Below are 14,840 nucleotides of genomic sequence, written 5' to 3' on the forward strand. Positions count from 1 at the left end.
GGAGAAAATATGTCCCGTTCCCAATTAACGATTTTAACAAATATTTGTCTGATTGAAGATCTCGAAACTCAGCAGGTGGTTATGCAGTATCGCTCTCCTGAAAAGAATCGCTGGTCTGGTTATGCCTTTCCTGGAGGTCATGTAGAAAATGGCGAGGCTTTCGCAGAATCTGTCATTCGTGAAATCTATGAAGAAACAGGATTGACTATCCAAAATCCACAACTGGTAGGCGTTAAAAATTGGCCTCTGGATACAGACGGGCGCTACATTGTCTTTTGTTATAAGGCGACCGAGTTTTCTGGAACTCTTCAATCTTCAGAAGAGGGAGAAGTTTCTTGGGTGCAAAAAGACCAGATTCCAAACTTGGATCTGGCCTATGATATGTTACCCTTAATGGAAATGATGGAAGCTCCTGACAAGTCAGAGTTTTTCTATCGCCACCGTACAGAAAATGGATGGGAGAAAGAAACTTTTTAGTTCTATAATTAGTCGATAGGTGTTATCTTTTAAAGTAAGGTACTGAAATATAGGCTAAGTATGGTGGTGTAAGTCAACTGAATATCTCTTAATTTCTTATTATTCTTTTCGATCTATATTTTGAACAATCTCCACCTTCAATGTTGAAATCGGAGATTGTTTTGTTTTATGGTATAATCTTAAAAAATGAAAGGAAGTACCAGAAAATGGATGATAAAGTAATTGAACAATATGCAAAACAAGATAATCTTGATATTAGAGTAAGCATACATAAGAAGTATTCAAAAAATAAATTAGGATTTAACAATTGGATATTTTCCAACTACCAAATCACTAATGAAGTAAAGGTTCTAGAATTGGGATGTGGTACAGGAGAACTGTGGAAAAGTAATAGTGATTCTATAGATAAAATGAAGCAGTTGGTTATTACAGATTTTTCTAAAGATATGGTGAGAACAACGAGATCAGTGATTGGAAATAGAGACAATGTTAACTATGAAATAATGGATATTCAAAAGATTTCTTTTGAGGATGAAACGTTTGATATTGTTATTGCTAATATGCTTCTACATCATGTAAATGATATTCCTAAAGCGCTCTCTGAGGTGAATAGAGTCTTAAAAACAGGCGGAATTTTTTACTGTGCTACATTTGGTGAAAATGGAGTTGTAGATTATTTGGCAAGTTTATTTAAAGATGAGATTAATCAAGATTTGGAAAATAAAACTTTTACTTTACAAAATGGCAAAAGGTACCTGAGTAGGTATTTTAACTCTGTCGATACATTACTCTATGATGATGAGTTACAGGTAACTAGCATAGATGATCTAGTTAAATACATCCAATCCTTTAAAGGAATTTCAGAAATAGGTTCGCTAGAAGAAAAAGTCATTCGTAAAAGATTGGAAGTACATTTTCATAAGGGTAAGTTAATTATTCCTAAAGAATATGGTATGTTTATTGCTCGAAAGTAAAATTAAGGGGACGAAATTGTGAAAAATTAAGAAGAAGCTTTTCAATATAAAATCAAGCGGATAGTCTTTAGAACATGCTATAGCTGATTCTATATAAAAGTCTCAATCTTTTGGATTTGGAGAAGTTTCTTGGGTTCAAAAAGACCAGATTCCAAATTTGGATCTGGCCTATGATATGTTACCCTTGATGGAAATGATGGAAGATCCTGACAAATCTGAATTTTTCTACCGCCACCGTACAGAAGATGGCTGGGCGAAGAAAATCTTCTAGTCTTTTACTAAATAACCTAGCTGATCTAAGGCCTCCTCGATATAGTGGAGGTCTTGTTGTGTTTCGGCTTCAACTAGGTGGTAATGGATACCATCTGTTAATTCAGACAGAGGTCTAAAATCTGAATGCTCAACTTGTTCTAGAAAATGTTGCACATCTCTACGACAAGACAGTTTCAGCAAGGTTTCAATTTCTCCATAGACGGGATGGTCAATCAAGGTGTTTTGAACACGTCCGCCATTATCTACGATAGCAAGGAGTTCTTGACCGATTTCTTCAACTTCATGTTTCACTTTGAAAAGTTTGTGAACATAAGGATTGGTTTCAATTTGCTTATAGACGTAGCCACGATTGGTGGATAGGATAGGAGCGCCATCGGCTCTTAAAATTGCAATGTCCTGTACAATGACCTGGCGTGTAACATGAAAATGTTCAGCTAAACTTTGGCCATTGAGGGCTTTAGGAGCTTCTTTCAAGAGTTGGAGCAGGGCTTGTTTGCGATCTTTTGTCATAGCTTTTCCTTTTAACGGCGTTTTCGAAGCACTTTATAGACAGCTAGTGCTAATGTATAGTCTACCATACTATGGATAATTGTGCCAAATCCAACTAGTATAAATAGAACATAAAACATATTTTCTACATTGGTACCCGAAGTTGCATAAAAAAGGACACAGGCCAATACTTCAGCAAGGGCATGGATAAGTGCTAAAACAAAGTTAAAAATCCAAGAAGATTTTGGTTTATCTAGGGTATCGGGGAATTTTTGTAGGTAAAGAGCCCCCAAAGTCCCAAAAAAGATATGAGAAAAAGCTCGAAATACGATAACCATGGGATAGCCAGCCATCAAAAATCCAAAACTAGAGGCTAGGATGACAAAAACAGCCATCAAGGGCGACAAGAACATAGCGATAAAAATAGCGATGTGGCTTCCCAAAGTGTAAGAAGCAGGCGGAATGACAATCTTAAAAGGCATAACAATTGGAATCAAAATCGCAATAGCCGTTAAAAGAGCAGTCATTGTCATAAATTGTGTCTTTTTCCGTGTGTTCATAAGAATCTCCTTTTTTCTGTATATACACTAGTATAGTACAATAAACAAGACAATAAAGCAAGGATTTACTTGAGTTTATAGGTCGTTTTTTAGTTAAAAGTTAGTAAAGATTTCACTAAAAAGAAACTGTATAGAGCAAAATCTCCACCTTCAAGCTTGAAAGTGGAGATGTTTTTATTTTTTCAAAGTCTGTAGTCTTGGAACAATGGCTAGGGTTAGAACTGCGGAAATGACTAATTCGGCAATAGAATTTGTTGAGATAACAGTTGCCAGAAGTAGTTTGATATTTCCATCAAAAACATTTCCAAATAGGAAGAAGATTCCACCAAGGACAAAGACTGTGTTGGTAAGTGAACCAAGGGCACCAGCTAGAATCAAACCAGTTTTATTTTTCATCAGTTTATAGACTAGATACGGAGTTAAACCAATCAAAATACGTGGGACGATAGCTATGATAGCTGAGTAGATGTTTCCGTTTGGTACAAAAGGTGAGAAGAGGTAGCTTGTCGGCAGAATCGTAATTGTATTAACCGTCAAACTAAGTAGCCCCATCAAAAATCCAAGTGTAACCCCAACGCGTGGACCGTAAATAATGCTGGCAATAATGACAGGAATATGAACAATGGTCGGTTTGATTGGAAATGGAAAAAGGTTAAAGACAAGCGAGCTCAGAAAGTGTATCACGAGCATGGTTGCAAAAAAGATAGCAATAGGTGCAATATTAGAGCGTTTTTTCATCGAGAGTTTCCTTTATTCTTTCTAAAATAATTGTGAGGTCAGCTAAGGCTCCTCGTCCGTGGTCTCCACAAGCTAGTAGGGATTCCTTAGGAGCAATCAGCTGATACCCGTAGGCTTCTAATGTTTTTAGATTAGCCTGAGTTGCTGGATGGTCATACATCTTTGTATTCATAGCAGGTGCGATGAGTTTGGGAATATGACTGGGCAAGGCTAAAGCTGTACTGGTCACCATGTTGTCCGCAAAGCCAAGGGCTAGTTTTGCGATAGTGTTAGCAGTTGCAGGGGCCACGATGAATACATCCGCCTTTTTTCCAAGTTCGATATGATTAACCTGTTCAGGATAGGGTTCCTTCATGACATCCAGGTGGACAGGATTCTGTGATAATACCTGTAGAGTCAAAGGTTGGATAAACTCTGTAGCAGCCTGAGTCATTAAAACAGTGACATCATGGCCTTGTTTTTTTAGAGAACTGACTAAATCTGCCGACTTGTAAGAGGCGATTGAGCCTGTCACAGCCAAGAGAATGTGTGCCATAGCTTTCCTTTCTAAGAATGATAGGCTTGAATTTTTTCAAGGAGGAGTTTTGCAATTTCTTCTTTAGTCTGGACTGTTTGAAGCTGATCTTTTTCAACAAAGATTGCTCGATGCTGGTTTGTTGAGATTTGAGTCAGATCATTTGCAATGATTAAGTCTGCTTGGTTCTTGATAAGACTTTTTCGGGCAATCTCGACGAGATAATCTTCAGAGACATCAACCAGTAGTTTGAAACCAATCAGATGAATAGCAGGATTCCATTCCTTGACTAGAGAGATGATTTTGGGTGTCTTTTTTAGGAACAAAACTTGAATATCATCAGTTGAAGAAATCTTAGCTTGATGATTCTGCTTGCTTAAAAACTCTTCTAGATTGGAGCTAGCCTGAACCTCCTCAAGCCCCGTCATATAAACAGGAGTATAGTCGGATACCGCCATTGAGTGAATCAAGACTTGATAATCCTGAACACGTTCTTGCATTTCTAGTAGAAGGTCGTTTGTATTGTTAATTTCTAGAATGCTTAGGTTGGGATGAGCTTCTGGCTTCAGAGCCCGTTTTGTCGTCATTAAACAAACTTCATGCCCTGCAGCCAGCAAGGTTTCTGTGATGATTTTCCCCAAGCGACCTGTAGAATGGTTAGTGATAGAGCGGACGCTATCTATAGATTCACTGGTACCGCCCGATGTAACTAAAATTTTCATAGCACTATTGTACACAAAAATAAACGGTAAGTAAAATGAAAGTGATAAATTTTTGGTAAAAGGAAAGAATATAGTTTCAAACTATAAAGCCATATAAAATTTAAGAAAGGACTCTAAAAACCTTAAAAATAGTGATATTTACGAACGTTTAGAGAGTTTTAGGATGTTAAAAATCTTGTTTTGTGTTATAATGAATTATCATATAAGAGGTTAGAGGAGTTTTGAATGAAAACAGATATTGAAATCGCACAGAGTATTGAGCTGAAGCCAATCGTTGATGTTGTAGAGAAACTTGGTATTTCTTACGACGATTTGGAGTTGTACGGAAAGTACAAGGCTAAGCTCAGCTTTGATAAAATTCGTGCAGTTGAGAGCAATCCAGTTGGGAAATTGATTTTGGTTACTGCCATCAACCCAACACCTGCAGGTGAAGGAAAATCAACCATTACCATTGGTCTTGCGGATGCCTTGAATAAGATTGGCAAGAAAACCATGATCGCTATCCGCGAACCATCTCTTGGTCCAGTAATGGGTATCAAGGGTGGTGCCGCTGGTGGTGGTTATGCCCAAGTTCTACCAATGGAAGACATCAACCTTCACTTTACTGGAGACATGCATGCCATTACGACTGCCAACAATGCGCTTTCTGCCTTGATTGACAACCACTTGCACCAAGGAAATGAGCTAGGAATTGACCAACGTCGTATCATTTGGAAACGTGTTGTGGACTTGAACGACCGTGCTCTTCGCCATGTGACCGTTGGACTTGGTGGCCCTCTAAACGGAATTCCACGTGAGGATGGCTTTGACATTACCGTCGCTTCCGAAATCATGGCTATTCTTTGCTTGGCTACGGATATCGAGGACTTGAAACGCCGTTTGGCCAATATCGTTATTGGTTATCGTTACGACCGTACACCTGTTTCTGTAGGTGATTTGCAGGTTGAAGGTGCCTTAGCTTTGATTTTGAAGGATGCTATTAAACCGAACTTGGTTCAGACAATTTATGGAACACCTGCCTTTGTACACGGTGGTCCATTTGCCAATATTGCTCACGGATGTAACTCTGTTTTGGCAACGACAACAGCCCTTCACTTGGCTGATTACACAGTCACAGAAGCTGGTTTTGGTGCTGACCTTGGTGCCGAGAAATTCCTTGATATTAAGACACCAAACTTGCCAACATCTCCAGATGCAGTAGTTATTGTTGCAACCCTTCGTGCCCTTAAGATGAATGGTGGCGTGGCTAAGGATGCTCTTACAGAGGAAAATGTAGAAGCAGTTCGTGCCGGTTTTGCCAACTTGAAACGCCACGTTGAGAACATCCGTAAGTTCGGTATTCCAGCAGTTGTCGCTATTAATGAATTTGTATCTGATACAGAAGCTGAAATTGCAGCCTTGAAAGAACTTTGTGCTTCAATTGATGTGCCAGTCGAGTTAGCAAGTGTCTGGGCTGATGGCGCAGAAGGTGGAGTAGCACTTGCCGAAACAGTTGTCAAGACTATCGCTGAAAACCCATCTAACTATAAACGTTTGTATGACAATGACCTTTCTATCCAAGAAAAGATTGAAAAGATTGTTGCTGAAATCTACCGTGGTAGCAAAGTAAATTTTGAGAAGAAAGCTCAAACGCAAATCGCTCAAATTGTTCAAAATGGTTGGGACAAATTGCCAATCTGTATGGCTAAAACTCAATATAGTTTCTCAGACAATCCGAATGCACTTGGAGCACCTGAAAACTTTGAAATTACCATTCGTGAATTGGTACCAAAATTAGGTGCAGGCTTCATCGTTGCCCTAACTGGAGATGTCATGACCATGCCAGGACTTCCAAAACGACCAGCAGCCCTCAACATGGATGTTGAAAGCGATGGAACAGTCCTAGGTTTGTTCTAGTATATTGTAATTGACTTTATACTCTTCGAAAATCAAATTCAAACCACGTCAGCTTTACCTTGCCGTACTCAAGTACAGCCTGCGGCTAGCTTCCTAGTTTGTACTTCGATTTTCATTGAGTAAAAAATGAGTTTGGAAATACTATCCAAGCTCATTTTTATCTAGATATAAGAAGTTGCCTTCTACACGTAACCAGTCTAGGTAAAGATATTTTCCCTGAATTCTGATATAATAGAAATATTGACTTCAAGAGTAAGGAAGAGAAGATGAACGCATTATTAAATGGAATGAATGACCGTCAGGCTGAGGCGGTGAAAACGACAGAAGGTCCCTTGTTGATCATGGCAGGGGCTGGTTCTGGAAAGACCCGTGTTTTGACCCACCGTATCGCTTATTTGATTGATGAAAAGCTGGTCAATCCTTGGAATATCTTGGCCATTACCTTTACTAATAAGGCTGCGCGTGAGATGAAAGAGCGTGCTTATAGCCTCAATCCAGCTACTCAGGACTGTCTGATTGCGACCTTCCACTCCATGTGTGTTCGTATTTTGCGTCGCGATGCGGACCATATTGGCTACAATCGTAATTTTACAATTGTCGATCCAGGGGAGCAGCGAACTCTTATGAAACGCATTCTCAAGCAGTTGAACTTGGATCCTAAAAAATGGAATGAACGAACTATTTTGGGTACCATTTCCAATGCTAAGAATGATTTGATTGATGATGTGGCTTATGCTGCCCAAGCTGGAGATATGTACACGCAAATCGTGGCCCAGTGCTACACTGCTTACCAAAAAGAGCTTCGTCAGTCGGAGTCGGTTGACTTTGATGATTTGATTATGTTGACCCTGCGTCTCTTTGATCAAAATCCTGATGTCTTGACCTACTATCAGCAAAAGTTTCAGTACATCCACGTTGATGAATATCAAGATACCAACCATGCCCAGTACCAACTGGTCAAACTCTTGGCTTCCCGTTTTAAAAATATCTGTGTGGTTGGGGATGCGGACCAGTCTATCTACGGTTGGCGTGGTGCTGATATGCAGAATATTTTGGATTTCGAGAAAGATTACCCCCAAGCCAAGGTTGTTTTGTTAGAAGAAAATTATCGCTCTACGAAGACTATTCTTCAAGCAGCCAATGAAGTTATTAAAAACAATAAAAACCGCCGTCCTAAAAATCTCTGGACCCAGAATGCGGATGGAGAGCAAATCGTTTACTATCGTGCCGATGATGAGCAGGATGAGGCTGTATTTGTAGCCAAAACTATTGATGAACTTGGTCGCAGTCAAAACTTCCTTCACAAGGATTTTGCAGTTCTTTATCGTACTAATGCGCAGTCCCGTACTATTGAGGAAGCCTTGCTCAAGTCAAATATTCCTTATACCATGGTTGGCGGAACCAAGTTCTACAGCCGTAAGGAAATCCGAGATATTATCGCTTACCTCAATCTTATTGCCAATTTGAGTGACAATATCAGTTTTGAACGTATTATCAACGAACCGAAACGAGGAATTGGCCCAGGTACTGTTGAGAAAATTCGTGACTTTGCTAATATGCAAGACATGTCTATGCTGGATGCTTCAGCAAATATCATGTTATCTGGTATCAAGGGTAAAGTAGCCCAGTCTATCTGGGATTTTGCCAATATGATTCTAGATTTACGAGAGCAGCTAGATCAATTAAATATTACAGAGTTGGTTGAGGCCGTCCTAGAAAAAACAGGTTACGTCGATATTCTAAATGCTCAAGCGACTTTAGAAAGCAAGGCTAGGGTTGAAAATATCGAAGAGTTCCTTTCTGTGACGAAAAACTTTGATGACACATCTGATGGGCCAGAAGAAGAAACTGGTCTGGACAAACTGAGTCGTTTCTTAAATGATTTAGCCTTGATTGCGGATACAGATTCAGGTAGTCAGGAGACATCAGAAGTGACCCTGATGACCCTGCATGCTGCCAAAGGTCTCGAGTTTCCAGTTGTATTTTTGATTGGGATGGAAGAAAATGTCTTTCCGCTTAGCCGTGCGGCTGAAGATCCAGATGAATTAGAAGAAGAACGCCGTCTGGCCTATGTAGGAATTACGCGTGCAGAGAAAATTCTCTATCTGACAAATGCCAACTCACGCCTGCTTTTTGGTCGTACCAACTACAACCGTCCTACTCGATTTATTAACGAAATCAGTTCAGACTTGCTTGAGTATCAAGGTCTGGCTCGTCCAGCAAATACAAGCTTTAAGGCATCTTATAGCAGTGGTGGTCTTGCCTTTGGTCAAGGTATGAGTTTGGCGCAGGCCCTTCAAGACCGTAAACGCGGTGTGGCACCAAAAACTATCCAGTCAAGCGGTCTCCCATTTGGTCAATTTACAGCTGGAACAAAATCAGCGTCTAGTGAGGTAAATTGGTCCATTGGTGACATTGCCCTCCACAAAAAATGGGGGGAGGGAACTGTTCTGGAAGTTTCAGGAAGCGGTGCTACGCAGGAATTAAAAATCAATTTCCCAGAAGTAGGTTTGAAAAAACTTTTAGCTAGTGTAGCTCCAATTGAGAAAAAAATATAATTTTCCATCCTTCTCACGAATAATAAAGTGAGGAGGATTTTTATGTACAGTATTTCATTTCAAGAAGATTCACTATTACCAAGAGAAAGGCTGGCAAAAGAAGGAGTTGAAGCGCTCAGTAATCAAGAGTTGCTAGCTATTTTACTCAGGACAGGAACACGTCAAGCTAGCGTTTTTGAAATTGCCCAGAAAGTTTTGAACAATCTTTCAAGCCTAACGGATTTGAAAAAAATGACCCTGCAGGAATTGCAGAGTCTGTCTGGTATCGGGCGTGTTAAGGCTATAGAATTACAAGCTATGATTGAACTGGGCCATCGTATTCACAAACATGAGACTCTTGAGATGGAAAGTATTCTCAGCAGTCAAAAGTTGGCCAAGAAGATGCAGCAGGAGTTAGGACATAAAAAACAAGAGCACCTGGTGGCGCTCTATCTCAATACTCAAAATCAAATCATCCATCAACAGACCATTTTTATCGGCTCAGCTACTCGTAGTATCGCTGAACCACGGGAGATTCTTCACTATGCTATCAAGCATATGGCGACCTCTCTCATCTTAGTTCACAATCATCCTTCAGGAGCGGTAGCACCTAGTCGAAATGATGATCATGTCACTAAACTTGTTAAAGAAGCCTGTGACCTGATGGGAATTGTCCTCTTGGACCATTTGATTGTCTCTCACTCCAGTTATTTTAGCTATCGTGAAAAGACAGATTTAATCTAAAGTTCATTAACGATATAGTCAAAGAGGTTTTTATCTTTGGGACGATTTTCAAATAGAAACTCTGGATGCCATTGGACACCGAGAAAGGCGACATCATCCGTACTCATGACAGCTTCAATGATACCATCCTTAGGATCATGAGCCGCAATCTTTAAATTTGGTGCTAAATCTTTGATGCTCTGGTGGTGGAAGGAGTTGATATGGGAAATTTCTCCATAGATTTCTCGAAGAACAGTATTTGGTTCTGTCATCAAGCGTTGGGTGGTGTACTCGGCAGAACAATCTTGCCAGTGGTCTTCGATATCTTGATACAAAGTTCCACCCATGGCAACATTAAAGAGTTGAGTCCCACGGCAGACGGAGAAAATAGGCTTTTTCTGGTTAATAGCTTCCTTGATGAGGGCCAGTTCAAAGATATCCCTTTGAAGGTGGTAGTCATCGCTATCGATGGTTTTTGGTTCACCATAGAATTTTGGATCAACATTTTGCCCACCTGTCAAGATGAGCTTGTCAATCAAACTAATATAGTGGCTAGCCATTTCTTGATCACCAATCGGTAGGATGATGGGAATCCCTCCAGCGTCTTTAACGCCTTCAACAAAGCCTTTTGCTGCGTAACTCATCATGATGTCATCATCTGGATGAGTTTTTTCGTTTCCTGTTATCCCAATAACTGGTTTTTTCATAAAATGATTTTCGCTTTCTAATCCTCTTTTCGCATGAAGTAGAGGAGAGTTTGGAGTTCACTTGTCAAATCGACATATTGAACGACCACGTCTTTTGGTAAATGCAGATGGACTGGTGAAAAACTGAGGATTCCTTTCACGCCAGCATCCACCAAGAGATTGGCAACCTCTTGCGACTTGACGCTGGGAACAGTCAAGATAGCAGTCTTCACATCAGCATCCTTGATTTTATCCTTGATTTGAGAAATTCCGTAAATGGGAATCCCATCAGGAGTTTGGGTACCGACTTCAGGATGGTCATCTAGATCAAAGGCCATGATAATCTTCATCTTGTTACGCTCGTGGAAGCGGTAGTGGAGAAGGGCATGGCCCATATTTCCAATACCTACCAGCATGACATTGGTAATAGAGTTATCATTGAGTAAATCGGCAAAAAATGTCATCAGTTTTTTGACATCATAGCCAAAACCACGACGACCTAGTTCACCAAAATAGGAAAAATCACGACGTACGGTCGCGGAATCAATACCGATAGCCTCTGCAATTTGCTTAGAGTTGGCACGTTCAATCTTTTCTGCATGAAATCTCTTAAAAATTCGATAGTAGAGAGAGAGTCTTTTCGCTGTTGCTTTTGGAATAGCAGACTGTTTATCTTTCACAAAATCACAACCTTTCTATTCTTCTATTTTATAGAAACATTGTGAAAAAATCAACAAAAATAAGAAAAAACTAAGAAAAATCTTAGTTTTGATGTAAAAAATCTGCATGTGATAGAAATCGGTAGAGGTCTCCGACCAGACCCTGATAAACTTTCTGGCCATTAAAAGTCAGAGAAGTCACATAAAGTGTATCTGGTAGGGTCACACATCCTGACAGAGCCAGCATGAGAGCTTCATAATCCTCATACTTGAGTGTACGCTCTACATGATAGTTGTCCTTATAGATCAGTTCAAACATATGGGACCTATCTTTCCGATTTTGTAAAGACACCACGTTCTACCAAGCTATCCATGAGGAAGTAGAATTTTTCCTGATGAATGTGGTGGTCTTCTGATTTGAAAATATCAACTAGACGAAGGCCAAACTTGTCAGTGATATTGATTTTAGCACCTGTAAGTTCCTTGTTAATGATGATTTTGAGTTGGAAGCCTTCACCACTGTTCGGAACTTTTTCCAAAAGGCGAGTCAATTCATAGTTACCAACCTTAGTCTCAAAAAAGGTATTGTCCTTAAGGGTGAATTTTTTAACAGAAGGGCTAAGAGTGTAGTCGTAACGACAATTTTTTAACTGAATGGTTTTTTCAAATGCCATATGGCTAACCTCCGATAATTTCTTTTAAGGTTTTTGCGAGGGTATGTAGGTCTTCAACAGTATTTTCTGGCGACAAACTGATACGAACGGATTCCTTCAAGCGTTCTGAATTTGCTCCGTACATAGCTTTAAGAACATGGCTGGATTGGACAATGCCTGCCGTACAGGCTGAGCCAGTAGAGATTGAAATTCCAGCTAAATCTAGACGAAGGAGTAAGAGGTCATTTTTCTGACCAGGAAATCCAATATTGAGAACATAAGGGAGATGATGTTGTCCTCTATTCAAGTAATATTGAATGTCCTCTAGCTCTGCAAGAAAGGCAGTTTCTAAATTTTGTACATGTTGAAAATGTTCTTCTTGTTTTTCTAGGTCTTCTTTTAGGGTTGCAACCATGCCTACGATAGCAGCTAGATTTTCAGTACCAGCACGTTTTTTCTGTTCTTGGTCACCACCATGTAGATAGGAATCAAAATCCATGCTAGAAGCGTAGAGAAAACCGACACCCTTGGGACCATGGAATTTATGTGCCGAAGCAGTGAGAAAATCAATGCCTAATTCTTCTGGATGAATTGGGATTTTACCAATAGCCTGAACTGCGTCAACATGATAGGCGGCAGGGTGTTGCTTGAGTATTTGGCCAATTTCAGCAATGGGCAATAGGTTTCCTGTCTCATTATTAGCAAACATGGTAGAAACCAAAATCGTATCGTCACGTAAAGCCTTTTGAATTTGCTGGGCTGTGATTTCTTGCTTTTCTGGTTGGATAATGGTTACTTCAAACCCAAAGTGTTGAACCAAGTAATCAATGGTTTCAAGGACGGCATGGTGCTCAATGGCAGTTGTGATGATATGTTTTCCTTGTTCTTGGTGACGAAGGCAGTAGCCAATGATGGCAGTATTGTTGCCTTCAGTCCCACCAGAAGTGAAAAAGATATGTTGAGGTTTTGTCCCCAGTAACTGAGCTAGTTCCTGACGGGCTTCTCTCAAGAGTTTGCCAGCTTGACGACCATGACCATGAATACTAGAAGGATTTCCGTGAGTTTCTTGCATAACCTTAGTCATAGCTGAAATAGCAACTGCTGACATTGGAGTCGTTGCAGCATTGTCCAAATAAATCAAAGAATCACCTTATTTCTTTTTATTGTAGGCAAAGAGTGGGCTGACTGGTTTTCTTTCGTGGATACGGACGATAGCATCACCAATTAACTCACTAGCAGTGATGTAGCATACGTTTTTAGGAGTTTTTTCTTTTGTTGCTACTGAATCAGTCACAAGAATTTCTTTAATATTTGTATTGTCAAGAAGTTCAGCAGCTCCTTCTACGAAGAGACCGTGACTAGAAACAGCATAAATTTCTGTAGCTCCTTCACGTTCAACGATTTTTGCAGCTTCAGAGAAGGTGCGTCCTGTATTAAGAATATCATCAATCAAGATGGCTTTCTTACCTTCAACATCACCAATAATATAACCTTCGTTACGAGTTGCATCGTCCTGAGGGTAATCGATAATGGCGATAGGAGCATCAAGATATTCAGCTAAGCTACGAGCACGCTTTACACCTGAATTTTTAGGGCTAACCACGACAACATCTGAACCGAGTAGGCCCTTATCGCAATAATGTTTTGCAAATAGGGGAACTGTGAAAAGGTTATCGACAGGGATGTCAAAGAAGCCTTGAACCTGAACGGCATGCAAATCAAGCGTAAGGATACGATCGACACCAGCCTTAACTAGCATATTGGCAACTAGTTTCGCTGTAAGTGGCTCACGAGGTGAAGCGATACGGTCTTGACGTGCATAGCCAAAATATGGAAGGACAACGTTGATACTGTGGGCACTTGCACGTACACAAGCGTCGACCATGATCAACAATTCCATTAGGTGGTTGTTAACAGGGAAACTTGTAGACTGGATGATGTAAACATCATAACCACGGACACTTTCTTCGATATTTACTTGGATTTCTCCATCAGAAAATTGACGTGATGACAGTTTTCCAAGTGGAATACCGACAGCATCCGCAATTTTTTGTGCAATCTCTTGGTTAGAGTTGAGCGCGAAAAGTTTCATATTTTTTCTATCTGACATTATAGACCGTCCTCTGTAAACTTTATAAAACCGAGTTATATCTGCTTTACATATATGAACTAGGTTTTGTGTATTTTTATCTTTTCTATTTTACCAAAAAATAGAGATTATTTCAGCTATTTTTCATGCTTTTGACAAATCGAACCAATTTTGAAGGAGCTTTTTGGTAAGCAATCTGATTTTTCTCTAAAAATTGCTGGAAATCTTGCTTTCCTTGCTCGTGATTTTCCACCTCAAGCTCTAATTCGTAATCTGTAATATCAAAGTACTGACTTTCATCCAGTGCCATGAGGCCAATTGGTGTTTGCATTTCATAGCGAAGAGTTGTTAGACAACCAAGAACCTGCCATTTTTTACTTTGGATACCATGTTTAGCCAATTCATCCAGCACCAGTCCCTGAGGAAGTTCTTTCTTGCACAGGTAGTTTTCAGCATCTTTTAGTTCCAATTTTTGGTTGTACTCCATGTTTCCAACACTTTGCGGGACTTTGAGTGTCAATTCTGCCCAGTCTTCAAAAGTTCGAATGCGCATAGCAACCTTCTTTTCTCGCAGTTCAAAATCAGGCGTGTCGATGTAGTAATTTTTTTGAAGAACAGGAGTGACACCTGTGAACTGGTCTTTTAGACGATCATATTCATCTTTTTTCAGGAGTGTTTTCAATTCAATTTCTAAATGTTTCATTTTTCTTACCTTTTCTTTATCGTTGAAAGCGGATTTATGGTATAAACTGCTCACGGTTTCCTGTACCCTTGAAATCATTGGTTTTATAGTGTATATCTAAAAGTGAATACGAGATTGAATACGACTCTACTTTTAGCTTGAACGAAT

Annotated in this window: 17 protein-coding genes and 1 pseudogene; 6 read left to right on the forward strand and 12 right to left on the reverse strand. The window is 39.9% G+C overall.

Annotated elements, in window-relative coordinates; all coding sequences use genetic code 11:
• The first annotated feature begins 9 nt into the window (after positions 1-9).
• The 3 genes and pseudogenes from ACERDH_RS00650 to ACERDH_RS00660 all read left to right on the forward strand — a co-directional run.
• Positions 10-477 carry an 8-oxo-dGTP diphosphatase gene (locus tag ACERDH_RS00650; protein ID WP_386681503.1) on the forward strand — a complete coding sequence of 156 codons (468 nt, stop codon included), beginning with the start codon at positions 10-12 and terminating at the stop codon, positions 475-477.
• A gap of 206 nt (positions 478-683) precedes the next feature.
• Positions 684-1,451, forward strand: a complete 768-nt coding sequence (locus tag ACERDH_RS00655; RefSeq protein ID WP_386681506.1) for a class I SAM-dependent methyltransferase — start codon at positions 684-686, stop codon at positions 1,449-1,451.
• A gap of 103 nt (positions 1,452-1,554) precedes the next feature.
• Positions 1,555-1,722 (forward strand): annotated as a pseudogene (locus ACERDH_RS00660) (8-oxo-dGTP diphosphatase); the annotation flags it as partial.
• On the opposite strand, the gene ACERDH_RS00665 reads toward ACERDH_RS00660, so the two are convergent.
• From ACERDH_RS00665 to coaB, 5 genes are all read right to left on the reverse strand, one after another.
• The gene (locus ACERDH_RS00665) at positions 1,719-2,234 is read right to left on the reverse strand and encodes a transcription repressor NadR (RefSeq protein ID WP_049509367.1); all 516 of its coding nucleotides are present in this window, start codon (positions 2,232-2,234) and stop codon (positions 1,719-1,721) included. The pseudogene ACERDH_RS00660 and the gene ACERDH_RS00665 overlap by 4 nt on opposite strands.
• 11 nt (positions 2,235-2,245) lie before the next feature.
• A complete protein-coding gene (locus ACERDH_RS00670) occupies positions 2,246-2,773 on the reverse strand; it encodes an ECF transporter S component (RefSeq protein ID WP_386681510.1) in 528 nt (175 codons plus the stop codon).
• Positions 2,774-2,947: 174 nt separating this feature from the next.
• Complete coding sequence (locus tag ACERDH_RS00675) at positions 2,948-3,511, reverse strand: ECF transporter S component (protein ID WP_049509370.1); 564 nt, start codon at positions 3,509-3,511, stop codon at positions 2,948-2,950.
• Positions 3,495-4,046 (reverse strand): phosphopantothenoylcysteine decarboxylase, encoded by a 552-nt coding sequence (gene coaC, locus ACERDH_RS00680; RefSeq protein WP_386681514.1) that lies wholly within the window; start codon positions 4,044-4,046, stop codon positions 3,495-3,497. The genes ACERDH_RS00675 and coaC overlap by 17 nt, the downstream gene beginning before the upstream one ends.
• 11 nt (positions 4,047-4,057) lie before the next feature.
• Positions 4,058-4,747 carry a phosphopantothenate--cysteine ligase gene (coaB, locus tag ACERDH_RS00685; protein ID WP_261080881.1) on the reverse strand — a complete coding sequence of 230 codons (690 nt, stop codon included), beginning with the start codon at positions 4,745-4,747 and terminating at the stop codon, positions 4,058-4,060.
• A gap of 225 nt (positions 4,748-4,972) precedes the next feature.
• On the opposite strand from coaB, the gene ACERDH_RS00690 reads away from it, so the two are divergent.
• The 3 genes from ACERDH_RS00690 (at position 4,973) to radC (ending at position 9,924) form a co-directional block, all read left to right on the forward strand.
• Entirely contained in the window at positions 4,973-6,643 is a 1,671-nt protein-coding gene (locus ACERDH_RS00690; RefSeq protein WP_386681518.1) for a formate--tetrahydrofolate ligase, read from the forward strand.
• A 266-nt stretch (positions 6,644-6,909) separates the two neighbouring features.
• Positions 6,910-9,201 carry a DNA helicase PcrA gene (pcrA, locus tag ACERDH_RS00695; RefSeq protein WP_386681521.1) on the forward strand — a complete coding sequence of 764 codons (2,292 nt, stop codon included), beginning with the start codon at positions 6,910-6,912 and terminating at the stop codon, positions 9,199-9,201.
• Between the two features lie 42 nt (positions 9,202-9,243).
• The gene (gene radC / locus ACERDH_RS00700; RefSeq protein WP_033688879.1) at positions 9,244-9,924 is read left to right on the forward strand and encodes a RadC family protein; all 681 of its coding nucleotides are present in this window, start codon (positions 9,244-9,246) and stop codon (positions 9,922-9,924) included.
• Here the strand turns inward: radC and ACERDH_RS00705 are convergent.
• The 7 genes from ACERDH_RS00705 to ACERDH_RS00735 form a co-directional block, all read right to left on the reverse strand.
• Positions 9,921-10,610 carry a gamma-glutamyl-gamma-aminobutyrate hydrolase family protein gene (locus ACERDH_RS00705; RefSeq protein WP_125454481.1) on the reverse strand — a complete coding sequence of 230 codons (690 nt, stop codon included), beginning with the start codon at positions 10,608-10,610 and terminating at the stop codon, positions 9,921-9,923. The two genes, radC and ACERDH_RS00705, sit on opposite strands and share 4 nt — an antisense overlap.
• A gap of 17 nt (positions 10,611-10,627) precedes the next feature.
• Complete coding sequence (locus ACERDH_RS00710) at positions 10,628-11,269, reverse strand: redox-sensing transcriptional repressor Rex (protein ID WP_000653417.1); 642 nt, start codon at positions 11,267-11,269, stop codon at positions 10,628-10,630.
• 82 nt (positions 11,270-11,351) lie between these two features.
• Complete coding sequence (locus tag ACERDH_RS00715; RefSeq protein ID WP_261051171.1) at positions 11,352-11,567, reverse strand: DUF4649 family protein; 216 nt, start codon at positions 11,565-11,567, stop codon at positions 11,352-11,354.
• A gap of 7 nt (positions 11,568-11,574) precedes the next feature.
• The gene (locus tag ACERDH_RS00720; protein WP_000863540.1) at positions 11,575-11,922 is read right to left on the reverse strand and encodes a DUF1831 domain-containing protein; all 348 of its coding nucleotides are present in this window, start codon (positions 11,920-11,922) and stop codon (positions 11,575-11,577) included.
• Positions 11,923-11,926: 4 nt separating this feature from the next.
• The gene (locus ACERDH_RS00725) at positions 11,927-13,042 is read right to left on the reverse strand and encodes a cysteine desulfurase family protein (protein WP_261080885.1); all 1,116 of its coding nucleotides are present in this window, start codon (positions 13,040-13,042) and stop codon (positions 11,927-11,929) included.
• Between the two features lie 9 nt (positions 13,043-13,051).
• Positions 13,052-14,011 carry a ribose-phosphate diphosphokinase gene (locus tag ACERDH_RS00730; protein WP_173876226.1) on the reverse strand — a complete coding sequence of 320 codons (960 nt, stop codon included), beginning with the start codon at positions 14,009-14,011 and terminating at the stop codon, positions 13,052-13,054.
• A gap of 112 nt (positions 14,012-14,123) precedes the next feature.
• Positions 14,124-14,693: a CYTH domain-containing protein gene (locus tag ACERDH_RS00735; protein ID WP_218493461.1), complete on the reverse strand. Its 570-nt coding sequence runs from the start codon at positions 14,691-14,693 to the stop codon at positions 14,124-14,126.
• Between the last annotated feature and the right edge of the window lie 147 nt (positions 14,694-14,840).

The organism is Streptococcus bovismuti, assembly GCF_042436615.2.
In the GTDB taxonomy this organism is placed as follows: domain Bacteria; phylum Bacillota; class Bacilli; order Lactobacillales; family Streptococcaceae; genus Streptococcus.